The sequence below is a fragment of the Rhizobium sp. TRM95796 genome (genome assembly GCF_025779995.1).
In the GTDB taxonomy this organism is placed as follows: domain Bacteria; phylum Pseudomonadota; class Alphaproteobacteria; order Rhizobiales; family Rhizobiaceae; genus Rhizobium_E.
The window spans coordinates 53,190-78,650 of record NZ_JAOXHE010000017.1; the positions used below are offsets into that span (position 1 = coordinate 53,190).

General features: G+C 60.6%; 22 protein-coding genes and 1 pseudogene. 15 read left to right on the forward strand and 8 right to left on the reverse strand.

The window, feature by feature from the left end; all coding sequences use genetic code 11:
- Nucleotides 1-88: 88 nt before the first annotated feature.
- The 5 genes from OCK01_RS25055 (at nt 89) to OCK01_RS25075 (ending at nt 5,590) form a co-directional block, all read left to right on the forward strand.
- Complete coding sequence (locus OCK01_RS25055) at nt 89-1,144, forward strand: sugar ABC transporter substrate-binding protein (RefSeq protein ID WP_263826320.1); 1,056 nt, start codon at nt 89-91, stop codon at nt 1,142-1,144.
- A 54-nt stretch (nt 1,145-1,198) separates the two neighbouring features.
- Nucleotides 1,199-2,683: a sugar ABC transporter ATP-binding protein gene (locus OCK01_RS25060; protein WP_263826321.1), complete on the forward strand. Its 1,485-nt coding sequence runs from the start codon at nt 1,199-1,201 to the stop codon at nt 2,681-2,683.
- A gap of 71 nt (nt 2,684-2,754) precedes the next feature.
- Nucleotides 2,755-3,672, forward strand: coding sequence for an ABC transporter permease (locus OCK01_RS25065; protein WP_263826322.1), 918 nt, complete (start codon nt 2,755-2,757; stop codon nt 3,670-3,672).
- A gap of 44 nt (nt 3,673-3,716) precedes the next feature.
- Nucleotides 3,717-4,643: an ABC transporter permease gene (locus OCK01_RS25070; protein ID WP_263826323.1), complete on the forward strand. Its 927-nt coding sequence runs from the start codon at nt 3,717-3,719 to the stop codon at nt 4,641-4,643.
- Nucleotides 4,644-4,651: 8 nt separating this feature from the next.
- Nucleotides 4,652-5,590, forward strand: a complete 939-nt coding sequence (locus OCK01_RS25075; protein WP_182829492.1) for a cyclase family protein — start codon at nt 4,652-4,654, stop codon at nt 5,588-5,590.
- A gap of 77 nt (nt 5,591-5,667) precedes the next feature.
- Here the strand turns inward: OCK01_RS25075 and OCK01_RS25080 are convergent, their stop codons facing one another.
- The 6 genes from OCK01_RS25080 to OCK01_RS25105 form a co-directional block, all read right to left on the reverse strand.
- Nucleotides 5,668-6,702: an ABC transporter ATP-binding protein gene (locus tag OCK01_RS25080; RefSeq protein WP_263826324.1), complete on the reverse strand. Its 1,035-nt coding sequence runs from the start codon at nt 6,700-6,702 to the stop codon at nt 5,668-5,670.
- Nucleotides 6,699-7,667, reverse strand: a complete 969-nt coding sequence (locus tag OCK01_RS25085) for an ABC transporter ATP-binding protein (RefSeq protein ID WP_263826325.1) — start codon at nt 7,665-7,667, stop codon at nt 6,699-6,701. The genes OCK01_RS25080 and OCK01_RS25085 overlap by 4 nt, the downstream gene beginning before the upstream one ends.
- Nucleotides 7,664-8,515 (reverse strand): ABC transporter permease, encoded by an 852-nt coding sequence (locus OCK01_RS25090; RefSeq protein WP_263826326.1) that lies wholly within the window; start codon nt 8,513-8,515, stop codon nt 7,664-7,666. The genes OCK01_RS25085 and OCK01_RS25090 overlap by 4 nt, the downstream gene beginning before the upstream one ends.
- Nucleotides 8,512-9,426, reverse strand: coding sequence for an ABC transporter permease (locus OCK01_RS25095; RefSeq protein WP_263826327.1), 915 nt, complete (start codon nt 9,424-9,426; stop codon nt 8,512-8,514). Before OCK01_RS25095 ends, OCK01_RS25090 begins: the two co-directional genes overlap by 4 nt.
- Before the next feature lie 84 nt (nt 9,427-9,510).
- Entirely contained in the window at nt 9,511-11,025 is a 1,515-nt protein-coding gene (locus tag OCK01_RS25100; RefSeq protein WP_263826328.1) for an ABC transporter substrate-binding protein, read from the reverse strand.
- Nucleotides 11,026-11,176: 151 nt separating this feature from the next.
- Nucleotides 11,177-11,950, reverse strand: a complete 774-nt coding sequence (locus OCK01_RS25105) for a DeoR/GlpR family DNA-binding transcription regulator (RefSeq protein WP_263826329.1) — start codon at nt 11,948-11,950, stop codon at nt 11,177-11,179.
- Between the two features lie 133 nt (nt 11,951-12,083).
- Here OCK01_RS25105 and OCK01_RS25110 point away from each other — a divergent pair, with 133 nt between their 5' ends.
- From OCK01_RS25110 to OCK01_RS25140, 7 genes are all read left to right on the forward strand, one after another.
- Nucleotides 12,084-13,211, forward strand: a complete 1,128-nt coding sequence (locus OCK01_RS25110; protein WP_263826330.1) for an SIS domain-containing protein — start codon at nt 12,084-12,086, stop codon at nt 13,209-13,211.
- A gap of 24 nt (nt 13,212-13,235) precedes the next feature.
- A complete protein-coding gene (locus OCK01_RS25115; RefSeq protein WP_263826331.1) occupies nt 13,236-14,420 on the forward strand; it encodes an SIS domain-containing protein in 1,185 nt (394 codons plus the stop codon).
- A gap of 5 nt (nt 14,421-14,425) precedes the next feature.
- Complete coding sequence (locus OCK01_RS25120) at nt 14,426-15,340, forward strand: carbohydrate kinase family protein (protein WP_263826332.1); 915 nt, start codon at nt 14,426-14,428, stop codon at nt 15,338-15,340.
- Nucleotides 15,337-16,053 carry an aspartate/glutamate racemase family protein gene (locus OCK01_RS25125; RefSeq protein WP_263826333.1) on the forward strand — a complete coding sequence of 239 codons (717 nt, stop codon included), beginning with the start codon at nt 15,337-15,339 and terminating at the stop codon, nt 16,051-16,053. Before OCK01_RS25120 ends, OCK01_RS25125 begins: the two co-directional genes overlap by 4 nt.
- A 26-nt stretch (nt 16,054-16,079) precedes the next feature.
- Nucleotides 16,080-17,603 carry an amidohydrolase family protein gene (locus OCK01_RS25130; RefSeq protein WP_263826334.1) on the forward strand — a complete coding sequence of 508 codons (1,524 nt, stop codon included), beginning with the start codon at nt 16,080-16,082 and terminating at the stop codon, nt 17,601-17,603.
- 24 nt (nt 17,604-17,627) lie between these two features.
- The gene (locus tag OCK01_RS25135) at nt 17,628-18,509 is read left to right on the forward strand and encodes a polysaccharide deacetylase family protein (RefSeq protein ID WP_263826335.1); all 882 of its coding nucleotides are present in this window, start codon (nt 17,628-17,630) and stop codon (nt 18,507-18,509) included.
- A gap of 258 nt (nt 18,510-18,767) precedes the next feature.
- Complete coding sequence (locus OCK01_RS25140; protein ID WP_263826336.1) at nt 18,768-21,068, forward strand: hypothetical protein; 2,301 nt, start codon at nt 18,768-18,770, stop codon at nt 21,066-21,068.
- An 11-nt stretch (nt 21,069-21,079) separates the two neighbouring features.
- Here OCK01_RS25140 and OCK01_RS25145 read toward each other — a convergent pair whose 3' ends face one another.
- Both OCK01_RS25145 and OCK01_RS25150 read right to left on the reverse strand, forming a co-directional pair.
- Nucleotides 21,080-22,336, reverse strand: coding sequence for a type II toxin-antitoxin system HipA family toxin (locus OCK01_RS25145; RefSeq protein ID WP_263826337.1), 1,257 nt, complete (start codon nt 22,334-22,336; stop codon nt 21,080-21,082).
- A complete protein-coding gene (locus OCK01_RS25150; RefSeq protein ID WP_263826338.1) occupies nt 22,333-22,560 on the reverse strand; it encodes a helix-turn-helix domain-containing protein in 228 nt (75 codons plus the stop codon). Before OCK01_RS25150 ends, OCK01_RS25145 begins: the two co-directional genes overlap by 4 nt.
- A gap of 358 nt (nt 22,561-22,918) precedes the next feature.
- On the opposite strand from OCK01_RS25150, the gene OCK01_RS25155 reads away from it, so the two are divergent.
- The 3 genes and pseudogenes from OCK01_RS25155 to OCK01_RS25165 all read left to right on the forward strand — a co-directional run.
- Entirely contained in the window at nt 22,919-23,365 is a 447-nt protein-coding gene (locus OCK01_RS25155) for an excisionase (RefSeq protein WP_016555300.1), read from the forward strand.
- Nucleotides 23,355-23,933 carry a PIN domain-containing protein gene (locus tag OCK01_RS25160; RefSeq protein WP_263826339.1) on the forward strand — a complete coding sequence of 193 codons (579 nt, stop codon included), beginning with the start codon at nt 23,355-23,357 and terminating at the stop codon, nt 23,931-23,933. Before OCK01_RS25155 ends, OCK01_RS25160 begins: the two co-directional genes overlap by 11 nt.
- A 149-nt stretch (nt 23,934-24,082) precedes the next feature.
- Nucleotides 24,083-25,461 (forward strand): annotated as a pseudogene (locus OCK01_RS25165) (hypothetical protein); the annotation flags it as partial.

Sequence of the window (25,461 nt, forward strand, 5' to 3'; positions counted from 1 at the left end):
ACCTTTCCCGAAGGAATGGGCAGCTTCGGTTTTATGAGGAGGGCCGCATTGCGGCGCTAACGGCCAAAATGGCCATGGGAGGAAGACCATGACAATGAAAACGACACTCGCCATCGCGGCGTCTCTTGCGGCGAGCCTGCTTTGCTCGTCGACCTATGCAGCCGACAGTAAAGGAACCATCGTCGCCTTCGTGCCGTCGAGCACCAATCCCTATATCGGCCAGTTCCAGGCGGGTGCGAAGGCCAAGGCCGAGGAACTCGGCTACACGATCAAGGTGGTGGAGAACAACTTCAATCAAGCTGAACAAGACAGCCAGGTGCAGCAGCAGCTTGCGTCCGGCGAACAGATCGCCGGTTATGTCTGGTGGCCATTCGAAAATGCCGCCGGCGTCGCCTCTCTCCGCGCCTTGTCACAATCCGGCGCTCCCGTGATCGTTTCCAACCAATATCCTATCAAGGGGACGGAGGCATACTGGACAGCTTATGCTGGCGCCAACGATTTCCTGAGCGGCAAGACAGCGGCCGAGATCCTGCTCGACGCCTGCGCCAAGGCGTCGGTCAAATGCGACAAGGGCGCGATCATCCGCTTTCCTGCCGGCGTTTCGGCTGGCGACGACCGCGCCACGGGCTTCCAGGACGCCGTGAAGGGTAAGCTGAACGTCATCGACGTCGTGCCGACCGCCGGCTTCCTCGAAGACGAGGGATACAAGGTCGCCGCGCAGATCATTCCGGCCCATAAGGGCGAATTGACCTGGCTCTATACCGAAAACGACTCGCTCGCCGGAGCCGCCGCCCAAGCCGCGCGTGAAAACGGCCTGACCCCGGGCAAGGATATCTTCATCGTTGGCGGCACCTGCCATGGCGACTCCAAGCATGTGAAGAGCGGCGAAATTGCCGGCACGGCAGTTCAATCGGGCTACTGGGAGGGCTGGATGGCCGTTCAGGCTCTCGGCAAATACGTCGCTCAAGGAAAGGTTCTTGACGGCGAGAAGTATCTCGACGCCAACCCCGACGCGACACCCTCCGATTCCGATCCGCTCTACAAGTATAACTTCCTGCCAAATCCGGCTGTCGGAAACAGCCAGGCGGCATATGATGCGGCGAAGCTCTGGGGCAAGACCGCTGATCAGCTCTGCAACTTCTGACGCCAAAGGCGCCGCGCGGCGACGTGCGGCGCTCCTCCGACCGGGATTGACGCTATGCTGAAGATGACCGACATCATCAAGAGCTATGGACCGACGCTTGTGCTCGACAAGGTGAACCTCGCCGTCGAGGCAGGTCAGGTCATGGCCTTGATGGGCGAAAATGGCGCAGGCAAATCGACGCTCGTGAAGATACTGGCCGGCATCGAACCGGCCGACGGTGGTCAGATCGAGATCGACGGCCGCGCTGTCGCCATCCGCTCCCCGGCGCAGGCGCGCGCCGCGGGGGTCGGCTATGTAGCGCAGGAACTGTCGATCATCGACAGCCTGTCGGTAGCCGAGAATGTCTTCCTCGGCGACGCGTCGATCGGAGTCATAAGGTCTGCTTCACGACTGGCCGAACTGGCGCGCCCCTACCTCGTCCAGGTCGGATTGGGCCATGTGGATCCCATGGCGTTGGCGGAAGACTATTCCGTCGCCGAACGGCAATTGATGGAAATAGCGCGTCTATTGTCTCGAAAAGCCAGAATCGCCATTCTCGACGAACCGACCGCAGCTTTGTCCGAAACCGAGATCCTGCGCGTCAAAGCGGCCGTGCGGGCGATTGCCGCTGAAGGTTGCGCGGTGATCTACGTCACCCATCGCATGCCGGAAGTGTTTGATCTCACCCAGCGCGTCACCGTACTTCGCAACGGCAAGAGCTATCCCGCGCTCGACACTGCAACACTGACGATCGATGCGCTCATCGAAACGATGCTCGGCCGTCAGCTGGGGCAAATGTTTCCACCTCGCGCCAAACATCTGGGAGATGTGAACCTGAACCTTGACCGCTGTCTGGCGTCGGGCCTCAAGTCTCCCGTTTCCATCAGCCTCAGAAGAGGCGAAATCCTCGCTTTGGCGGGACAGGTGGGCAGCGGCGCAAGCAGCCTTCTCAGAATGTTGGCGGGCGTGACTCCGATTCAATCGGGGCAGATCGCGCTCGCCGGGCGTCCTTATGCGCCCAAGACCATCGCCGACGCCATCGCCGAAAGCGTTGTCTACTGCTCGGAGGACAGAAAGCGCGACGGAATTTTCGCTGTGCGAAGTGTGCCCGAAAACCTCTCGGCGCCGGCTCTCGGGGCCATCAGTCGCTTTCAGATTCTCTCCCCGGGTCGGGAACGATCGCATATCCGGTCGATCGCTGCGAAATTCGGCCTCGACGAACGCTATTTCAGCCGCCTTGCCGGCAATCTCAGCGGCGGAAACCAGCAGAAAGTGGCGCTCGGCAAATGGATAGGGCTCGATCCGAAGGTGCTGCTCGTCGAAGAGCCGACCCGCGGCGTCGACGTTGGCGCTCGGGCCGAGATCTACGGCAATCTGCGCGCCTTGGCGGATGAGGGCATGTCGATCATCTTCGCATCGTCGGACACTCAGGAAGTTTTGGGGCTGGCCGACAGGATCGCCACCTTCTTCCATGGAGAGTTGGTGCGAGTGGTGGAAGCCGAAACCGCAACGGCTGAGAGCTTGACGCGAGATGTAACCCGCGCGCACGAAGCCGCCTGAACGCAAAACCGGACCAGAAAATGACCAGTCTAATGACACGTCAAACCTTGCCCGCGAGGAAAGACAGGACCTTGCCGAGGTCCATATACGCGCTGTTCGCCATCGTGTTCCTGATCTCCGTTGCCGGCGCCACGACGCCCGGCTTCGCCACGATCGACAATCTGTTCGTCGTGATCCGGGCGGCGTCGCTCACCGGCATCGTCGCGATCGGCATGAGCTATGTGACGATCTCAGGCAATCTCTTCGCGCTGTCGGCAAGTTCGCTGGGCGCGCTCCTGGCCGTCGTCTTCGCATTGACCACGTCGGATCTGGGCTTTGCCGCCGGCATCGCGGCCACTCTCCTGTTGGCGGCCCTGTCAGGCATCGCCCAAGGCGTCGCGATATCACTGATCGGCAACCCCATCATCACCACGCTCGCTTTCGGCACGGTTTTTCGAGGTTTCGCGGCGCTCCTGTCGGGCAACTCCATCCTGCGCATCGATAGCGACGCGGCGCTTTGGCTCGGCACGGCGCGTCCGCTCGGCATGCCGACGCAGAGCTGGGCGTTCCTTCTGCTCGCCATCGCCAGCTGGGTGATTATCCGCCATTTCAAGCTTGGCCGTGAAATCGTGCTCTGCGGGGCCAATCCCAAAGCGGCGGTCGCCAGTGGTCTTCGCGTCGGACTCGTCACGTCTGTCGGCTGCGTAGCGCTCTGCATCGGCGCGGCGGTGATGGCGATCCTCAACGTGTCTCAGTTTTCGCAGGCCAAAGCCGATCTCTTCATGGGGTATGACTTCGATTACATTGCCGCCGTGCTCGTCGGCGGCATAGCGCTCCGCGGCGGCCATGGCTCCCCCCTCCAGGCGGGCATGGGCGCTATTCTGATCGCGCTTCTGCAAAATTTCATGTTGCTGAACGGGCTGAGCGCTGGCCTGCGCATGACCATCGTTGGTCTGCTGGTCGTGGCGTCGATTAGCCTGTTTCATATCATTCAGACGAGGTCGCGGTGAAAATGACATCCGAGACGAAAGGCAATCTGGCGCGGGTCGCGCTCATGGCGTTGGTCTATTGTATCTTCGCAACCAGGATACCCAGCTATTATTCGGCGCCCGGCGTGGCGGCTCTGCTCGATGGCGCCGTACTGGCGGGCATTATTGCGATTGGCGTTGGCTTGACGATGATCGCCGGCGAAATGGATCTGTCCGTCGGCTCCATGGCGGCTTTCGCCGGCATTCTGTCGATCAAGTTCTTCGCATTTGGAGTGACGCCGGCTTTCATCATGGTCATCGTCATTTGCGCCGCGATCGGTGCCGTGCAGGGCTATTGCATCTACAAGCTCAATATCAACTCCATGGTTTTCACCATCGGCACATTGATCGCATTGCGCGGTCTGACCCTGGTTATGTCCGATGAGAAAACAGCGCTGGTTCCGTTTGAAAACATTGCTGAAACTGATTTCCTTTCGGCAAAGTATCTTATTTTTTCCGTTCCCTCCTTCGTCCTGCTCGCGCTTTTTCTCATCATCGATCTGTTTGCACGCCGCACGTTGTTCGGTCGGGAAATCTTCGCCATTGGCGGCGGACGAAGTGAAGCGCGCGCCGCGGGCGTCTCCATGCGTCGACCTATGGTCTTGATCTTCGCCATGTCCGCAGCGCTTGCGGGTCTGGCCGGTTCGCTAATATCGATCAAGAATGGAAGCGCCAGCCCGCTCGGCTTCGAGGCCGTCCTGCTGGAAGCGGTAACCGCCTGCCTGATCGGCGGCATAGCGCTGTCCGGCGGTCGCGGCTCAATACTCGGGATACTGATCGGGCTCTTCACCATCCGCTTCCTGGTCAGCGGCATCGCCGCTCTGGGCGCACCCTTCTGGATGCAAAGCCTTGCCACCGGCGCGCTGATGATTTTCGTCATTATATCGGAGGCGCTGATCCGATATGTTCTGTGGCGCCGGCGCTTTGCCTATTCCGCCCGCCTTCCGGCATAGGAGCGCCTATGAGCGATCAAGAAAACCCCGCCCTCGGGCAACACTGGTTTCCCTCACGCTGGGGCGTCGAGGATGAAATCGGCGCCGGCAATTTGCTGGGTCCGCACAAAGTGCTTGAAGCCGCGCGTTTGATCCGCACCGGCGAAACGATCTCACTCGGATTTCCCTATCGCGTCGGCATGCCTCTGTCGCCGGGCCGGACATTCGGGCTCAAAATGCCCGGCGGTCCGACCGGCGGTCCGGAAGGCAGGACAAGCCGCACCGTGTGGAACGATGACTTCGTCTGCACCGAACTCGGCCAGATCGGCACCCATATGGATGCGCTCGGCCATCTCGGCCACCAGGTCTCCTATCCCTGCGGTCACTGCGAGACCCTCGTCTACAACGGCAACAAGCTTTCGGACATCTGGTCGCCCTACGGGCTGAAGAAACTCGGCATCGAAAAAGCGCCGATATTCTTCACCCGCGGCGTTCTGCTCGACGTTCAGGCGCTGTTCGGCGCGCCGCTTGAGAACGGGTTCGAGATCACGCCTGATCATCTCCGCGCCTGCATTGAGCGACAAGGTTTCGACGAGAACGCTTGGTTGAATCCAGGCGACGTCGTTTTGATCCGCACCGGCCACGGCTCCCGGTTCTTCTCAGAGGCTGAGACCTGGTATGACGGCGAGCCCGGTCTCGGTCTCACCGCTGCGGAATTTCTCTCGGAACGCGAACCTGTTGTGGTTGGCGCCGACAACTTCGCCATCGATGTGGTTCCCCCTATTGATCCAGACATGGTTCTTCCCTGTCATCAGCACCTGATCATGCGACACGGCATTTACCTGCATGAAGGCATGAACCTCGATCCGCTCGCAGAAACTGGACGGTACGAATTCGTTTATGCTTTCGCGCCACTGCGCATTGAAGGGGCAACCGGTTCTCCTGGCACGCCTTTTGCTATTCTCTAACATATCAGGGCTTTGATAGTGAGCTAACGAGTCAGCACACTAAGCTTGAGTCCTGCGGTTCCATCCAACTCCCGCAATCATGGAAGCGCTGCTTGCTGTTGACGGGCTTCGTGATGATGAAGGAAGCATGCCGCTGAATGTTTGTTGTCTCCGACACGCGCCAACGCGGGATCGGAGGTGGCGCAGATCGGCATCGCGTGGGCGCATCGGCCACGGAACCGGCAGCCGACAATCCTGCTGGCCGGCGAAGGCGGCTCTCCGCGCAAAACCGGCTCAGGCCGATTTCGCTCCCGCACAGGATCGGGCGATGGCACCGCAGCCAGAAGCGCCTGCGTATAGGGGTGCACGGGATTGCCAAAGACGGTTTCCGGTGATCCTTCCTCAACGATCCGACCGAGATACATGACCGCCACCCTGTCGGCGATATGGCGCACCACGGCCAGATCATGGCTGATGAACAAATAGGTCAGCGCAAAGCGCTCCTTGAGATCCTCGAAGAGGTCGAGGATCTGCGCCTGCACGGAGATGTCGAGCGCAGAAATCGGTTCGTCGGCCACAACGAAGCTCGGTCGGGCGATGACGGCGCGGGCAATGGCGATGCGTTGTCGCTGCCCGCCCGAAAAGGCGTGCGGATGACGGTTGGCGACCGCAGGGTCAAGGCCGACAATTTCAAGCATCTCCGCCACACGCGCGCGCGCCTCCGCTCTTGTTGCAAGGCCATGGACGAGAAGGGGTTCAGCGAGCGTTTCGCCAATCTTCATACGCGGATTGAGCGAAGAGAACGGGTCCTGGAACACCATTTGCATGTTGCGCCTCAGCGGCCGCAGCAGCGACTGATCGAGCCCGGTCAGATCTTTCCCGGAAAAGCGGACTGCGCCTTCGCTCACCTGTTCAAGTCGCAGCAGCGCGCGTCCCAAGGTGGACTTGCCACAGCCGGATTCTCCCACCAGCGCGAGCGCCTCTCCCTGTTCGACCCGAAGATCCACGCCATCAACAGCGCGCACGGTGCTGATGCTGAGTTGACCTCGCCAATTTCGTCGGCGCGTCTGGTACTGAACCTTGAGCGCGATCGCCTCGGAGACCGGAGGCGCCGCGTTGATGGGATCGGTCATGACTGCTCTCCCGAAACTCTCCAGCAGGCGGCGCTCGCGCCCTCGCCTAGCGCCATCAGCGGCGGCGCGACGCTGCATTTGTCGAAGCGGAGCGGACAGCGCGGCGCAAAGGCGCAACCCACAACAGGCTGGCTCATCGACGGCGGGGCGCCGGCAATGGCGCTAGCCCGCTTGCCGCGTGGCTGGTCCAACCGCGCAATACTGCCCAAAAGGCCCGCCGTGTAGGGATGGCGGGGCGCAGCATACAGGCGATCAACGGGCGCTTCCTCAACCACGGCGCCCGCATACATCACCATCACCCGGTCCGCGACGCGCGCCATCAGCGCCAGATCATGCGTGATCCAGACCAGGCCCATACCGCTGGCCTGCTGGATGTCGCGGATCAGACGAACGATCTCTGCCTGCACGGTCACATCGAGCGCTGTGGTTGGTTCGTCCGCAATCAGCAAATCTGGCCGGCCAGCCAGGGCGATGGCGATCATGACGCGCTGGCGCATGCCGCCCGAAAACTGATGCGGAAACTGTCCCGCGCGCCTGTTCGGATCCGGCACGCCGGTGCGTTCGAGAAGATTCACCGCCTCTGCCAGTGCTGTCTTCTTGTCAAAGCCGCGATGACGTATGAGAACTTCTGCGATCTGTTTTCCGACGGTCATGAGAGGGTTGAGCGCGGCGAGCGGATCCTGAAAGATCAGCCCGACCCGCCTCCCTCGAAGATCGCGCATGGCGACACCCGGCTTCGACAACAGATCTTCGCCATCGAAATCGAGCTGGGACGCGGTCACGTCCGCCTGGCGCTTTGGATGCAGGCCGAGCATGGCAAGCATGGTCGTGCTCTTGCCCGAGCCGGATTCGCCCACCACACCCAAGGTCTCTCCCGCTGCCACTTGAAAGGATACATCGCGGACAGCATGGACCGGTCCAAACCGGACATTGAGGTTTTTCACATCAAGAAGTGCCTGGCTCATCGGACGCTCCTCGGATCAAGGCGATCTCGCAGCCAATCGCCGAACAGGTTGACGCCTAGCACGGTGAACGCGATGGCGAGGCCAGGGAATGTCGCAATCCACCAGGCTTTCTGTAGATAGTCGCGGCCGTCATTGAGCATCGCCCCCCAAGACGGAATCGTTGGGTCGATGCCAACGCCGAGAAAGCTCAACGCGGCCTGTGTCAGGATCGCTTGCGCCGTCGAGAAACTGGCGACAACTATGATCGGCGCGGTTGAATTGGCGAAGATATAGCGCCATAGCGTTCGCGGCGTGCCGACGCCGACGGCGCGGGCGGCGAGCACATAGTCCTGCACCTTCACGGTCAGCACCTGGGCGCGCACCACGCGGGCGTAGTTCACCCAGGTCGCCAGCGCCAGCACGATCACGACTGCGTAAAATCCGCCGCCCAATGTCCCCAGGAGGAAGATCGCCAACAGCGTGAAGGGAAAGGCGAGTTGCACATCGACAAACCAGGAAATCACGCCATCGACCTTACCGCCGAAATAGCCGGCGAGGATGCCCATCAGGCTGCCGATGACCGCACCCAGCAGGGCTGCCGCCGTGCCCACGGCCAGCGAGATGCGGCTTCCATAAATCAGGCGCGAAAGAATATCGCGGCCCAGATTGTCGGCCCCCAGCAGGTGCTTAATCGAACCGCCCTCGACGAAGACGGGCGGCGCCAGCCGTGCGCGAAGGTCGATTTGGCTGGCAGAGACCGGCGCGATCAGCGGCGCGAACACCGCGATCGCCACCGCGGAGAGAATGATGGCGCCGCCGATGATCCCGACAGCGTTGCGCGACAGGAAGCGTGTGAAGGAAGCGCTCATGTGTTTCTCACCCGCGGATCGATCCGGTGATAGAGCCAGTCGACGAACAGATTGATAGCGACAAAGCAAAAGGCCGAGACCAGCACAGTGCCCTGCAGAAGCGGGAAATCACGCGACGAGACGGCGCCGATGGCGAGCCGGCCGATGCCCGGCCAGGCGAAAATGGCTTCGATGACGACAGCGGAGGAAATGAGATCGCCAAGCTCCAGGCCCGCCATGGTCACGACCGGCAGCAAGGCGTTGCGCAACGCATGCACCCAGACAATCCGCCTTTCATAGAGACCTTTGGCGCGCGCGGTGCGGATGAAATCCGCATTCAGCACCTCGATCATGCCCGACCGCACGAGGCGACAGAGCCTTGCTGTCGATTGCATCGACAGCGTCAGCGCCGGCAGCACCAGCGAACTGGCGCCGTCCGACCCCGATACCGGGAAAAATTGCCAGGTGACGGCAAAAATCAGGATCAGCATCAGCCCCAACCAGAAGGCGGGTACAGCAAGGCCGATCATCGTGAACATGGTGATCACCGCATCGATCCAGGTGTTGCGATAAAGCGCCGCCAGCACCCCAAGCGTCACGGAAAGGACGAGGGCGATTGTGAAGGACGCGAGCGCCAGCAGGAATGTGTTGGACAGGCGATCGGCCACAAGGCTCACGACGCTCTGATTGTAGACGAAGGATTGACCGAGATCGCCCTGCAACGCCCGCCACAGGAACAGGCCATATTGAGCAAGAATGGGCTTGTCGAGGCCGAGATATTCGGTGAGCGCGCGGCGCGCCTCCTCCGTGGCGTTGGGCTTGATCAGCAGGGCGACCGGGTCGCCCGTCGATTGGGCCACCATGAATGTCGCAAAGCTGACCCCAATGAGGACGAGGAGCGCCCTCAGGAGCCGATTGGTCAGATAGTTCAATGCACTTGTCTCCAGCAGCGCCGCAGGTTGCCGCATTGTCAGAATGGGGCTGTTTTCGCAGCCCCATCCGACCAGCATATCAGATCACGCCTTAAGCTTGGCGCGGGACATCTCGACATAATCGTCGGGGCGAACCGGGAAGTCGAGGCGGTTGCTCACCCCATAGATCGCCGGCAGGTACCAGAGATAAATCCACGGGCAATCATCCCACACCATGGTTTCGGCTGCAGTCAGCAGCTTCTGGCGCTCCGCGTCGTCAAGCGTCACCGACGCCTTTTTGACCAGCGCGTCGAACTCCGGATTGTTGTAGGCGCTGGAATTGTCCACGGCGTCCGAGGTCAGGATGACGAGCTCGACCGATGGATTGATCAGGGACGCCCAGCCATAGTAATAGATGCCCTTGAAGGCCTTCGAGCGGATCATGTCGGAGAACTTGCCCGGCTCATAGGCTTCTACCTTCGGCTTGAGGCCAATGGCCTCGAGAAAGGCGGCCACCGTTTCAGCAGCTTCTTTCGCTGCCGGATAACGACCATAGGCGATTGGGATCTCGAAGTCGGTGAAGCCGGCCTCCGCCAAGAGCGCTTTGGCTTTTTCCGGATTGTATTGAAACGGCTTCAGGTCCGGATTGTTGTTGGGTGGGTTGACGATGGAGACGATCGGCTTCGTCTGGCCGCCGAGCAGCGTTTCCACCATGGTCTTGACGTCCACTGCATAGTTCAGCGCCTGGCGCACGCGCTTGTCCTTCAGCGGCTCGATGCCATTGAGTGAAATGCCCATATGCATTTTGCGCAGGCCCGCCACAGACACAGCCTTAGACTTGTCGGAATTCGCATCCTCCGCCGTGTCCGGCGTCAGTCCCACGGCGATATCGACGCTGCCGGCCTTGAGCTCATTGATGCGCGACGACAGTTCGGGAATGTCGCGGAAGATTACGTCCTTGATCGCCGGCTCGCCGTTCCAGTGGCCGGAATTGGCCTTGAGCACGACGCGGTCGCCCTGTTTCCATTCGGTCACGACGTAAGGACCGGAACCGATCGGATTGGCGCCCACGACATCGGCCGGCGTGTCCTTCAGATAGGCGGGCGCGCCGATGAAGGCCTCTTCCAGCCAATAGAGCATGTTGATGGTCGGCGCGCTGGTGACGAGGTCGACCGTCAGGGGATCAACGATCTTGACCTCGGTCAGACCTGTCTGCGGCCACAGCTGGCTTTCGCCGTTGAACGGCGCGATGTTCATGCGCTCGAAATTGAACTTCACGGCGGCGGCGTCGAACTTTTCGCCGTTGGTGAAGGTCACGCCGTCGCGCAGCTTGAAGCGCCAGCGGGTGGGCTCGGCCTGTTCCCAGCTCAAGGCCAGGCGCGGCTCATGCGTGCCGTCGGCATTGCGGCGCACGAGACTGTCGAAGACCGACCAGATGACGCTGCCGATCGGGTGATTGTTGCGGATGAGATGCGGATCGAGCGTCGAGACATCGTCTTCCGATGCGATCACGACAGGCGAGGTCTGCGCGAAAGCGCCCCGCGGCAAGCTCGTCAGCGCGGCAAGCGCCGCAGCGCCTTTGCCGAGCTGTCGCCTGGTGAGAATAGGCCCTGAATTCATCGTGCTGTTCCCATTTTTTTATTGATGACGGCAAAAGCTTGCGCCTTTTCGCTAATTTGGCAATGGAATTTTTTCGAAAGCTTTGACCATTCATTTTGTCCCATCGCGAATCCTGCGCAAAAAAGCATCAACAGGCGACTGTATATGCCCGTTACGCAGTCAGCACCTGCAGGCCCCTGGCCTCATAGGAGATGACCGCCTCCGGCGCGACATCATTGTCGGTGACCAGGAGATCGACGGTGGCGAGATCGGCGACCCGGGCGCTGCCGACATGGCCGAATTTGCTGTGGTCGGCCAGGATGACGCATCGACTGGCCGCCGCGATCATCGCCTTCTCCACCTCCGCCTCCTCCCAGCTGCCGGTTGTGAACCCCTTGTCGAGATCAATCCCGGTGCAGGAGATATAGGCGGTATCGGCGTTCAACTGCCCGATCACCAACGTCGAGAACGGGGCCGTCAGAGAACGCTGCGCGCCGCGCAGCGTGCCGCCCGTCACCACGACGCGAATGCCCGGATGCTCCGCGAGAACCAGCGCCACATCCAACGAATTGGTCACAACAGCCACATCATTCAAGGACTTGGAAAGCGCGCGCGCAAAAGCAAGCGCTGTGCTGCCAGCGTCGATCATGATCGTCTCACCATCGCGGACCAGAGTGGCTGCGAGCTTGGCGATGCGTTGCTTTTCCTCCGTGAACGCCTGGCTCGCCAGATGCAGCGGCCGTTCGAACCGCGCCGCCCTCACCGCCAGCGCGCCGCCACGAATACGCCGCAACACCTGCTGGCGCTCCAACTGCTCGAGATCGTTGCGGATGGTGACCACGGAGACTCTGAGCCTGTCGGACAGGCCCATCACGGACACTTTGCCGTCGGCCTCGAGCGCCTCCAGAATCCGCTGATGACGCTGCATGGCGTTCAATGCTGTCACGACTGCCCCCAAGACCAACTGCCCAAAAATTAATGCCAAATTTTCTCACACAACGCTATCGCAAATTTTCGAAAATTTTCCTTGCGGAAAAAACGGACAACCGGCAGCCTCAGGGGCATTCAGGAGTGCGACAATGCCAACGACATCCAAAGACCAGCCTCATATGCTGGTCGACATCCTACGGCAGGGCGAGGTTCTTGCCCGGCTTCTCGACCGCTACGACAGTTTTGCCGCTATCGGGGCGGAACATCTGACGCCAGATACAGGCGGACATCTGGCCGCCTTCGGATGCGGCGACGGCTGGTTCGCAGCCCGCGCAGTGGCCGCCATATCCGCGTCCGCCTTCGACATGCCGATGGAGGGCGTAACCAGCCTCGACTATCTGCTGTCGGAAAACCGCAAACCCGTATCGGCCGACCGCGCCATCGCCATTTCCATGTCCGGAACGGTGGATCGCACGATTGCCGCAGCCCAGCGCATCACGTCCGCCGGCGGCCGCTATGTGGCGCTGACGAATGAAGACGGCGCGGCGATGGGCGCCGCGGCCGACGCCATAGCCTCGCTGAGGATCGACGACATCGCGCCCTTTCTCACGGGCACTACGCGCTATAGCGGCACGATCCTCGGCCTGATGATGCTGCTCGAAGGCGCAGCGCGTGCGTCAGATCGTCGGCCGCAGGTCAGTTGCAAAGGCCCGGAGATGACGACGCTGCTCCGAGAGACCATCCCCGACAGCCTCGACCTCTGCCAGCGCCTGCTGCCTGGCATATGCGCCGAGGTGCTGGGCCAAGGTCTCGGCGGCGTGCGCGTGCTGGGCGCCGGCACGGACTGGGCAACGGCTGAGTACGGCGCAGCCAAGCTGGTGAAGGTGGTTCAGGCTCCGGTCTGGGCCAGCGAAATCGAGGAATTCGCCCACAGCCTGTTCTGGTCGAGCCGCAAGGATGAACTCGTCATTCTGATCGCCTCCACGCCCGAAGTTGCCCGGCTCGCTTCCAACACAGCCGGGGCGCTGGCCCATGCCGGCATGCGGACCCTGGCGATCGAGACGTCGGGCCATCCGGTAGAGGGCGCCACCTACAGGATCAGCCTGCCGGCGACGCCGGCCTGGCTCTCGCCATTGCTGACGCCCGCGCCGCTGCAGATGCTGTCCTACGCGCTCGCCGTTGAAAGTGGTTTTGATCCCAATGTCAGCCAGGACAAGGCCGATCCCGGTCGTTTTCTCGCCGCCCAGCTTCTCAGCCGTCGCTGCGAACTTGTTTGAATCTTGAAAGCAGAAGCAGAGGCCATGAGCCAGTCATACGTCACCCCCCTCCTCCACCCCGATTCTCCACTTGACGCCAAGGCCCGGGCGCTTGTCGAGATGCTGTTCGAGAAGGAAGCGCGCCTGATGGACGCGCTGCCGACCGACGATCCGCTCGACGAAAAGCGCAAGCGCCGCGTCGAACTGACCCGGGTCGAAATCCTCGGCCAGGCCGACGCCATCCGCGACACGCTCCGCGAGGCGCGCGCCGAAACCGTTGAGACCGCACAACATTTTGCCGTACAAGGGATCAGGCGCATCATCATGACCGGCTGTGGCGATTCCCTCGCCGTGATGTTCGGCGTCCGCGATATCTTCGAAAAGCTGCTGGGCATCCCCGTGGAGCCGATCCAGGCGCTCGATTACGCCTATTACGCCAGCCGCACCACAGGGCCGGACACGCTGGTGATCACGCTCAGTTCCTCCGGCATGACCACGCGCACCGTCGAGGCCATGCTCATAGCCCGCGCCAAGGGCGCCAAGACGCTGGCGCTCAGCAATACGCCCGGCTCCGCCTTGATGACGGAATCGGATCGCGGCCTGATGATCCGCGCCGAGCGTAAGGGGTGGCCAACCCAGGCCAGCACGGCGGCCATGGCGCTGCTCGCGCAGTTTGCGATCGACTGGGCGCGCGCGGTCGACCCCAGCGACGTCCGCATCGAGAGCCTTCAGGCTGCCCTTGACGCGGCGCCCGGACAGATGGTCGATGTTGTAGAACAACACGAAGCGGCGCTCATCGACATCGCCCGCCTCGAGTCCGATCGCAGCTTCTATCTCTATGCGGCCGGCGGCCCAGCTTTCGCGTCGGCCATGTTCGGCGCAGCCAAGGTCAAGGAATGTTCGCCGGATCAAGGGCTGGCCATTCCGCTCGAAGAGTTCCATCACTATAATTCGCAGAAGGAAGGCGACCCGCTGTTCCTGATCGCGCCCGATGGCCCCTCGATATTCCGCGCGCGAGACACAGCCTTCGAAGGCAAGCGCTGGAAGGGAAAGATCTACAGCATCGTGACCGAAAACCAGAGCATGCTCGACATTTATTCAGACGCGGTTCTCAGGCTGCCAGCTGTGCCGGAATGCCTTGCGGCGCTTGTCTATAGCGTGCCCGTGCAGCTCTTCGCCCACCATGTCGCGATGGAAAAATTCCGCCGCGCGGAACTGGCGCGCGGATGACCTCCATGACGAACCCGCGCCTCGTCTGCCTCGGCAATCTGACGATTGACGATGTCGTGCTGCCCGACGGGACCGAGCGCCCCGGATGCACCGGCGGCGATGCGCTCTATGCTTGCCTTGCAGCGCGGCTGTTTGAGCCGCGCACGGAGATGGTCGCGCCCGTCGGCTGCGACTGGCCGGCATCCATTAGCGACCAGATCCGGGCGGCCTGTCTTTCCGAAACCGGCCTTTCGTCGCGGAATATCCTGTCGTTGCACAACCGCGTCGCCTATGACGCCGATGGCGGACGCGTCTGGACGCTCTACAATGGCGACGACGCGTTTCACACGCTGTCGCCGACCATCTCCGATATCCCTGCGTCCTATCTCGACGCGGAGATCGTCCTGATCCTCGCCATGACGCTCGACGCGCAGATCGACCTCGTCGCCGGTCTCAAGGACCGGCCAAACCGCCTCATCGCGCTCGATATGCAGGAGGATTACATCTGCGGCAATGAGGAGCGGCTGCGACGGATGATCGGCGACTGCGATATCTTCATGCCGAGCGCGGACGAGGCGCAACAATTGCTGGGGCACACCGATTGGCAGGCTGCCGCACGCGCATTTGCCAATCTCGGACCCTCGATCGTGGTGCTTAAGCTGGGAGCAGAGGGCGTGCTGGTCCATGAGCGCCCGACCGATCGCATGATCCGGATACCGCCTTTCCCGGGATCGGTTGTCGACACCACCGGCGCCGGCGACAGTTTTTGTGGCGGCTTTCTGGCGGCGTTGTTGCAAAATCGTTGCGATCTCGAGCAGGCGGCGCGCGCCGGAGCGGTTGCGGCCGCCTTCGCCGTGTCCGATTATGGTGCCGATCCGATGTTCCGCGCCAAGTCTGATGAAGCCGTCGAGCGTCTCCGGACATGGCGGACCGGATCATGAAGATCTGCATCGTCAATCCCAACACCACTGCCGCCTTCACCACCCGCCTGCTGCACAGCGCCCGCGCCATCGCAGCCCCCGGCACCGACGTGGTCGCTGTGCAACCGGGCGTCGGAGCAGCCTCGATCGAAAGCCATGCGGAAGAGGCGCTTGGGGCGCTGGGAGTGATGCATGCGGTGGCTGAGGGCGAGAAAGGCGGCATAGACGCCTATGTCATCGCCTGTTTCGGCGATACCGGACTGCATCAGGCGCGCGAAATCGCCCGCGGCCCCGTGATTGGCATGACGGAGGCGTCGCTGCAGGCTGCATCCCTCATCGCCCACCGCTTCTCCATCGTCACGCTGCCGCCGCGCACCCGCGCGCATTCGCTGCGGGTGCTGGCCGACACGGGCCTGTCGCATCGCTGCACGGTGCGCGCCGTCGATGTTCCAGTGCTGAATCTTGAAGACGAAGTTGCCGCCAGCGCGCCGATCATCGAGAAGGAAGCCCGGCTTGCGATCGATCAGGACCATGCCGAAGCAATCATCCTGGGCTGCGCGGGGCTTTCCGATCTTGTCGAACCCCTGAGCCAAACGCTCGCCGTCCCGGTCATCGATGGCGTGATGGTGGGTCTGAAATTCGCCGAAGCTCTCGTCGCCGCGGGCCTCAGGACCTCCAAGCGCTCCACCTATGACTATCCGCCGGCTGGCTTCTGCCTGCCGAAGCTTTTCTAGCCTTCGCCCAGAAAGGGTATCGCCACATGTCTGTGCTGTTTCGCAATGTCCGGGTCTATGATGAGGGTCTTGCCGAAGGCGCTACCGCGCCGACCTCGGTGCTGGTCATGGGCGACACGATCGCCGCGATCGGCGCCGATCTTGCCGCGGCAACGCCGGCGGACGCCGAAGTGATCGAGGGCAATGGCGATCTGCTCATTCCAGGCCTGATCAACGCGCATTTCCATTCGCCGGTCAACCATATGAAGGGCATGCTGCCCAACCTGCCGCTTGAAATCTTCATGCTCTATGAATCGCCCGACCTCGAGGCGCTGAGACCGAGCCCGCGCGAAGCCTATGTGCGCACCATGCTGGCAGCGATGGAAATGTTGAAGACCGGCGCAACATCGGTGCAGGACGACGCCTTTTTCGTGCCGCATCCGACGCCCGAGGTGATCGACACCGTGATGCAGGCCTATCGCGATGTCGGCATCCGCGCCACGGTCGCGCTTGATCAACCGGAACTCGCCGAAGTCGAAAAGCTGCCGTTCCTGGCCGAGCTTCTGCCAGACGCCATGCGCGCGGAGCTTGCCCATCCTCCGGCCTTCGGACGGGAGCGGCTATTGGAAAGCTACCGCCATCTGATCGACGCGTGGCATGGCGCAGAAGGCGGACGGCTTTCCGCCGCCGTCTCCTGCTCGGCGCCGCAACGGATATCACCCGAATATATGGGCGCGCTCGATGACCTCAGCCGCGCGCATGACCTGCCTTTCTACGTGCATATGCTGGAGACCAAACTGCAACGCGTTCTGGCCCATGAACAGCCACGCTTCGCCGGCCGTTCGCTGGTGCGCTACACCCACGATCTCGGCCTGCTCTCAGACCGCATGAACATCATTCATGCGATCTGGATGGACGACGCCGATTACGACCTGATTGCCGCTTCCGGCGCCTCAGTGGCTCACAATCCGATCAGCAATCTACGCCTCGGCAGCGGCGTGATGCCTTTCAGGACGCTGCGCGAGCGCAAGATCAACATATGCCTCGGCACCGACGAGGCGATCGCAGATGACGCCGTCAACATGTGGGGCGTCGCCAAACAGGCCGCCCTGATCCATACGATCGGCGATCCGGACTACAAGCGGTGGCCCGACGCCTCCGAGATCCTCGATTGCCTGTTCCGTGGCGGCGCAAAGGCCATGCGACGCGGGGACAGTCTCGGCGCAATAGAAGTCGGCCGGCTCGCCGACCTCGCTTTGATCGATCTCGATACGGCGGCGTTCACCCCGCTCAACGACATCCGGCGGCAGCTGGTGTTCTGCGAAAACGGCGCCGGCGTGCGCGCAACCATGGTCGCCGGCCGCATTGTCTATGACGGCACCCGGCTGACAACCGTCGATGAGCGCGCGCTACGCGCAGAGGCGCGTGAGATCTTCTCCGGCCGAAAGGCGGCCTTGGAGGGCGCGCGCAGCGAAGCCGCCCGTTGGCTGCCCTATTACGAGGCCATGGTCGCCAAGGCCGCCGCGCGCGACGTCGGCTTCAACCGCTGGCTTGGCTATAGCGGCGCCTGATCGCTTAAGACAAAGGAGATCACAATGCTTCCCACCCATGGCCGTTACGACTTCAAGCCGATCATCCAGCGTCCGGATTTTCGTTGGCCGGATGGCAATGGTCTGGCGCTTTATGTCGCCCTCGGCGTCGAGGAATATCGTTTCGGCCAAGGCATGACGGAGGACCTGATGCCCGGCGCCAGCAAGCCCGATCTGGTCAACACGTCGTGGCGCGATTACGGCAACCGTGTCGGCGGCTTTCGTCTGATCGACCGCTTCGCCTCGCGCGGCATCCGGCCCGCCATGCTGCTCAACACCGAAGTCTATGATCACGCGCCTGCGCTCATGGATGCCGCGCATGAGGCCGGCATCGAGATGGTCGGCCATGGCCTCACCAATTCCGACACGCTGGCCGGCATGGGCCCCGAAGAAGAGCTCGCTTATATTAAAGCGGTGCAATCGAAGATCACCGAGAAGCAGGGTTACCCGGCGCGCGGCTGGTCGAGCCCATGGCTTGCGCATACCGACAACACGATCGATCTCCTTCCCGAAGCCGGTTTCAGCTATCTTCTCGATCTGCGGATGGACGATCAGCCAATCTATCTCAAAGGCAAGAGCAAGCCGCTTCTCGCGCTTCCCTATGCACTTGAGCTCAATGACAGCACAACACTGATCGGACGGCAGACGACCGCGCGTGATTTTGCGCAGATGATCGTCGACGAATTCGACGAAATGCTGCTCGCCGCCCGCACCCAGCCCCTGGTCATGAGCATCGTCGTCCATAGCTTCATCTCCGGCCAACCCTTCAGACTGGCGGCCCTGACGGCGGCGCTTGACCATATCATCGCAAAACGAGACCAGGTTTGGCTAGCGCAGCCGGGTGAAATCGAGGCTTTTGTGAAAGCCGACCCACAACGGACTGTCTGAGGATCTTCGCAGACGGCTAGGATCGTCTGCCAATGGCAGAACACGGAAGTTGCGTCTGCATTCTCGTTAGGATTGATGTCCGGTGCCCCTTGGACGGTATCGAACCATAAGCGCCAGCGGCAATTCTCAATGCGCCTCCTGATGCGTTCGTCCCAGCTGTGGCGCCCGAACTCGAGGCGATTCAGGTTTCATTTAATCTATCGCCTTAGCAGGCCACGCCGGAAACTGTTCCGGTTAAGAGTGCAAACCAGGAACGCCATGAGAAACCCGTCTGCTTCATCTATTCAATTTCAGCGAAAAATTTCTTCCTTCTGCGACGTTCGCGTAGCGCCGCTCGTTTCACCGAGCGAATTAAACAACATCCGACCATACCTCCTCAGCCTTATTATATACCACGAGCATCCGCCAACGCGATCAGGTCGGACAGATTGGGTATCAATTCAGGCAGCATGCGGCCTAGATACCGTTATGAGCAGCGCCTTGAGACAAACCCTTCAATCCGGACTCGAGGCGATCGTCCGCTGGATCGACGAAGAACAGTCAGGGCCGGGAAATGACCATTCACCTACGAAGGTCGAGCAGAGGGCAAGGTTACCGGAAGATGGCGCCGTTGGTCATCCAAGAGGCAAGACAGGCGTCCCACCCAAGCCGATCGAGGAGTTCCCTGAGCCATTGTTCGACGCATCGGAAGATCCGATCGAATTCGCTTCTGCCCTGATGTACCATATGCGCAGACATGGAGATTCTGACTATCGTCTCCATCGGGCGGTCGCCGACCGGCATCCAGGCTTTGAACGCTCCACACTGGCAAGTTGGAGGAAGGGATCGAGGTCGCCTCGAACTGTCGATAGCCTGGAGGTCCTGTCATCCTTCGAACAGCGCTATCGTCTTCGCTCAGGGTATTTCAAGGCAAAGCTGCCACATCAATCACGCTCGACATCCGGCTTCGAACTCGCAAGCGAGGTCAGCGCCGCGGAACGACGCCGCCTGGCCTGGCATCTTCCCGACAACTTTAATACCCTCCCCTTCGTCAAACGCGAGGAAATCTTGGAATGGGTGCGCCGCGTCATCATTTCTGGCTCTACGGATTATCGGCGTTTCCAGGCCACCGCATCCAAACAGCGCTATGCAATCCGATTTCCCGCCATTTCTTACGGCAGCACACTGTCCCCTAGACTTAGTGCTGGCGGCGATGGCATCGAGTCCGATCATGCCTCTATCGAAGATCCAGACCTGCTCGGCGGTGTGATAGACGCGCCGCCGAGGTTGTCATTGGAGATGGCTAACCTGGTGCATTTCAAGACCGCCACTCTTACAGCCGTTGGACTCCAGCGAAGCGGGGTATGGGGCGAGGAAACGACTTCACAGAAGATCGAGCATCTCGGACTAATGTTCGGATCGCTGGCAGCGTCGCCGCAGAGTGCTGTCAAGGGTTATGGTGTGCCGCTCGCTCAACTCACATTCGGCCTGCTCGTCTTCCCAGGTGTTTGGGATTGGTATCTGCAGTGGCGTGAGCGGCGGCGCGGCTTCTACACCAAGTGGGAGGAGGACATGCTTCAGATCCTCTTGGGCATGGTCCGACCGGAAACGGGCTGGATGTGGCAACATCGCCAGCTCGCCGTAAATCTGAAACCAATTTCTGGATTGATTTCCGCCGCCGAAATCCGCGCCGCCCAGAGTGACTGGTGCGGAGCGTGCGAAACCGCTTTCAAGCATGCAACGCAACGGCAGAAGGAAATTCAGCGCGTAGCCCGCGTCCATCGCGATCCGTTCGAGCCGATCATGTGCGTACTCGAGGCCGAAAGCCCACTTGGAGAATACAGAAAAATCACCGAGGAAATCGTCAAGCGCATGCCCGATGAAAGCCGCTACCCGCGCGCCGCGGCCGAGGCCGTTAGATCGTTCCTCCTTCTCCGGCTGGGGTTACACCTCGGCCTACGCCAGAAAAATCTGCGGCAGCTTATGGTGTGCCCGCGCGGACAGTTTCCAACGTCAGAACGCCGACTGGAGGACTTGAAGCGCGGCGAGCTTCGATGGAGCGAACGCGATCGCGGCTGGGAAGTACTGATCCCAGCAGTCGCATTCAAGAATGCGAACTCGTCATTCTTCGGCTCAAAACCCTTCAGGCTCATTTTGCCCGATTTACAGGATCTCTATCACTATATCGATGCCTATATCAGTCGGCATCGTCGGCTGCTGCTAGGACGATCCCAAGACCCGGGCACCCTATTTATCAAGACTGTGAAGACGACCAGCAAAGACGCCGCCTACAATCAGACGACCTTCTATGAAGCCTGGAAACTGACCATCCAACGCTATGGCATCTTCAACCCCTACACCGGCCGCGGCGTGATCAAGGGCTTGTTGCCGCACGGACCGCATAATGTTCGCGATGTGCTCGCGACGCATATTCTGAAGCAAACTGGATCGTATGAACAGGCGAGCTACGCAATCCAGGACACGCCAGATATGGTCGCCCAACATTATGGGCGCTTCTTGCCACAAGACAAAGCTGCCTTGGCAGCGAAGATCCTGAACCGGGTGTGGGAAGCGGCGTAGGCGCCTAAGGCTCAGAACTTATCGATAATCCTCAGCAGGTGCGCGGCGCGAGTGGCGATCACCGCGCGCACCGTCTTGAGGATTGGATGCTGGATGCCCGCTTCCAATAGCTCCAGCAGCAGGCCATCGGCTTCTCTTTCGATGTTGCCGGCCAGGCTAGCGATGTCGTTGATAAGCAGACGCTGCGCTGCTTTGGTGCCGGGAACGAGGCTCAACCAGTGTTTCAGCTGGATCGTGTCCGGAACCCCTCGACCTCCAATGTTCATCGCAAGTTTCTTGGATAACCTTGGATATGCGGCTGTGCAGACCACGTCATACAGCGGGGCGAGGTCCGGCGTGGTCGTCTGATAAAGCAGAGCATAGTTTTTGCCATGGGCATCGGCATTCCCTACAAGGTAGTGTAGGAGCAGCATTCGAATGAAGCGCAGGCGGTCGGCGGCGGGTCGACCGCAGACGCGATTGATGAGGTCGAGGGAGCGCTCAGCGCCCGGGCCTCCCTCCTCCTCATATTTGAGTTCCGGCGGTATGCTCAGAGCCTGGCAGAAATCCTCCTGATGCAATCGGTCAATGCGCCCGTCATGTGTCCGTGCACGGTCGTAGCGCTCGATGAGCAGAAATGCCGTCTCTCCACTCCGCCGCATGTCAACGGCGGGGACAGGCAGGTTCAAACGGCCAGCAAGTCGCAAGCAGAAGAGCTCGTTCTCGACGGTTCCTTCCAATCCTTCGATCACTGGCTTGAGAATATGGGTTGTCGGCCGCCCGCCCTTGGCCAATCCGATGGCGTCGCCTTGAACAACGACAGCGAGCTTGTCCTGGGCTCCGGCAAGGGAGAGCCGGACGCCTTCCTCGCCGCCAAGAAGAGGACGACCGCGCAATTTGCCGATCAACTCGGCCAGCCTTTCGCTCGTGAGTACCTCGACACCGTCTTCATCAGTCGCAGCCGTCGCTTCCCCGCTGCGATACAAAGACAAAGCGCCGGCACACTCGCCGCCGATAACCTCGAGCAACCCGAAGGCATTGCCAGGCGATAATCCAAGCGCCCCCGCCAGGCGCTGCCTGGCGCCCTCGTCGGGAAGAAGACCGGAAAAGAACGGGCGGACGACCTGATCGGAATATTGTTCTTCCCTCAATGGCATTGAGAAGGAGATCGCACGGCCACCAGACTGAAGGTAATTAGTGTCATATACGAAGGCAAGAGTACCGTCGGTATCCTGCCCGAGGACGCCAGCTTTGGTGTTTTTGAAATAGACATCGAGATATCTGGTCACAGTCGGAGCTCGCGCCGAGTATTGACGGAGACGACGAGGCCAAGCGTGTGGGCGACCTGCAAGGCGCGACCAAGCTGACAGCTCTCCTTGCCGGCCTCCAACTCACGCAAAAATCGCACGCCCACGCCAGCAAGGCCCGCGAGTTGTTCCTGGGTCAGTTTCTGGCCTTTCCTCTCGGCGCGAACCAGCGCACCAAAGGTTTCAGCATCTGCAACAGCACTCATTATCATCCCTTTCGGGACGGAAATAGCACACTAGCAACGAACAATCAAATAAACGTCCCGATCGGGACCAATTTTAGTCTTGTTACTATAAAAGCCACCCGCCCATCCCGATCGGGACGAAGCTGGAACAAAATATCTTGAAGATTCGGAAAAGCTCGCGTTCAGAGCGCCTGAAGAAGAATGAAGAAGAAACAATTTCCGCGTCTTGCCTCAAAGGCCGGGAACTTCCGCCTTGATGGGAATCGAACCAGCGTTCCGAAGAACCGCCCCCCATTACCACCATTGCAACCACCCCGCACTTTCAGTTATTGCAGTTAGAGGCCTTGTTCGCTATATTGACGGCTAAGGAGATATCGTCATGGCCAGCCAGATTGTTCATTTCGCCAGACTGTCAGATCGCGACCGAAAAATAGCAACGCCCTTACCAAAGCTGGTTGCCGGCGACAGGCTGGAACTCCATGTTCGTGATGCAGGTGGCAAGGAGCGGACGCTCCCGATCCCGCCCTCGGCCGCCGCGGCTGTTGAAGCCCTTCTGGCGCACATGCTGCGCGGAGAGCGCGTTGCCGTGCTGGCCGAGGACCAGGAACTGAGCCCGAGCGAAATTTCAGCCATTCTCGGCATCTCCCGCCCGCTCGTCGTCTTGCGCATGGACCGGGGCGATCTGCCATTCCGCTACGTCGGCAAACACCGCCGCGCCCTCCTTAAGGATGTGCTCGCGTTGAAATCGAAGCTCGACAAACGACAGACGGCGATGGAAGCGCTAGCCGAGGACACAGAGGACCTGATCGAGACCTATGGCCTCTAATCCGCCCGTCGCGGTCTACGATGCCTGCGTCCTCTACCCCTTCCACCTGCGCAACATTCTGATCCAGTGCGCCTTCGACGGTTTCGTCGAGGCGCGCTGGACCGACGATATACATGATGAGTGGATGCGCAATCTCGCCGCTAACACACCAGGTTTGTCCATCCACCGTCTCGAAACCACGCGTGACCGGATGAACGCCGTCCTCCCAGAGGCAGTCGTGGCGGACTATCGTCCGTTGATGCACGAGCTCACGTTACCCGATCCTGACGATCGGCATGTTCTGGCAGCCGCCATTTCAGCGAAGGCCTCCGTTATCGTCACCTGGAACCTGAAGGACTTTCCCGCGAGAACCCTTCTCGCCCATGGTGTGACCAGCAAGTCGCCAGATGATTTCCTTACCGATCTCCATGCGGCGTTTCCTGATGCACTAATCTCCAGTGTCAGAAGTGCAAGGCATAATCTGCGCAAGACAATTCCATCCGTTGAGGCGTTCATCGACGCGGTTCATCAAGGCGGACTGAAGAAGTTTTCAGAGGTGCTTCGCCGGAACATAACCGGACTGGAGTGAGTTGGCGCAATCCTTGAAAAATTGATGCGAACGTCCGACGACTTCCTTGGGTCATCGAGTCGCCCTTATCAGCTTTACGGATTCTTAACCGTCTGCCCCTAATTCCGCACGCCCTCGGTCTGAGGCCCCGAGAAAATATGGAATGACACATGCCAAACGAAGACCTTTCCAGACGCCATTTCCAGAAAAAGATCTCGACCTACTGCGATGTGCGTATTGTCCCCGTAGCACCGGATTGGGTGGTGGACAACCTCCGCCCCTATCTTCTGGCGTTGATCACATTTCGAAAGACACCCGCTCTCACATACAACCGCTATGACTGGCGGCAGATAGCGCACGATTGTGGGATCGATGAAGCGCTGACGACAACGTTGAAGAAACAACTGCGACCAGCGCTGGATGCGATCATGCGCTGGCTGAAGGAGCCGCCTGTAGAAGACGACGCTCCGAAAGGCAGAAGACTGCAAGCTGCGCCGATAGCCGGTGCCACGGGAAAGTTTGCCCCCTCCCCGACAAGCCAGCATCACATAGTCGAAGAGGTCGAGAGCTCGCCCTCACCTAGCCGCCCCGCTCCTAAGCCGAGACCAGTTTCTGACAAACCAGAACCATTGTTCGAGGCGAACGAAGACCCGAGTTCATTCGCCGATGCACTCGCGTATCAAATGCGTCGCTTTGGCGAGAGTTACTGGCAACTCCACCGGGCGGTCGTTCGCATAAACGAAACCTTTGATGCGAAGACCTTGCTGTCGTGGATTGAGGGCCAGCGTGTGCCTCGCTCGGTGGCCAGCTTTGATATCCTTTGCCGGATCGAGCGCAGATATGGCTTGGAGCGAGGCTACTTCAAAGCGAAACTGCCACATCAGTCCAGATCGCTATATGGCCACGATCTGGAAGACATCAGCCCGGCGGAGCGTCGCCGGCTCGCCTGGCATCTTCCCGACGACTTCGGCAGCCTGCCTTTTTCAAATCGCGAAGAGATCCTGGAATGGGTCCGGCGCGTCATCATCTCTGGGTCGACGGATTACAGACGTTTCCAGGCGGCAGCGACGAAGCAGCGCTACGCGATCCGGTTCCCTGGGGTCACATATGGCGGGAGTGCACTCACTCCTCGACTGGTGGCTTCTAGCTGGCTGCGAGATGAGGACGAAAAAGGGCCTACGACCGAGGCGCTGGAGGATCCAGATCTGCTCTCCGGTGTCGTCGACGCACCCCCTCGCCTTGCGATGGAGATGGCAGACCTGATCCGCTTCAAGACGTCGACACTGACCGAGATAGGCTACCGCAGGAATGGCGTCTGGAATGAGGAGACAGCCAGCCAGAAGATCGAACATCTCGGCCTGATGTTTGGGGCACTTGCGGCATCCCCGAACGGGGTTGTCAAAGGTCGAGGCGTGCCGCTCAGCCAACTCACCTTCGGACTCCTGTCACTACCGGATCAATACTCCCCAATGGTGCCGTTTGAATCTTCCCCAGGTGCTGCGACCGCCGGTCTTCCGGGGCGCGCCCCGGAAGACCGGCGGCGCGTCAT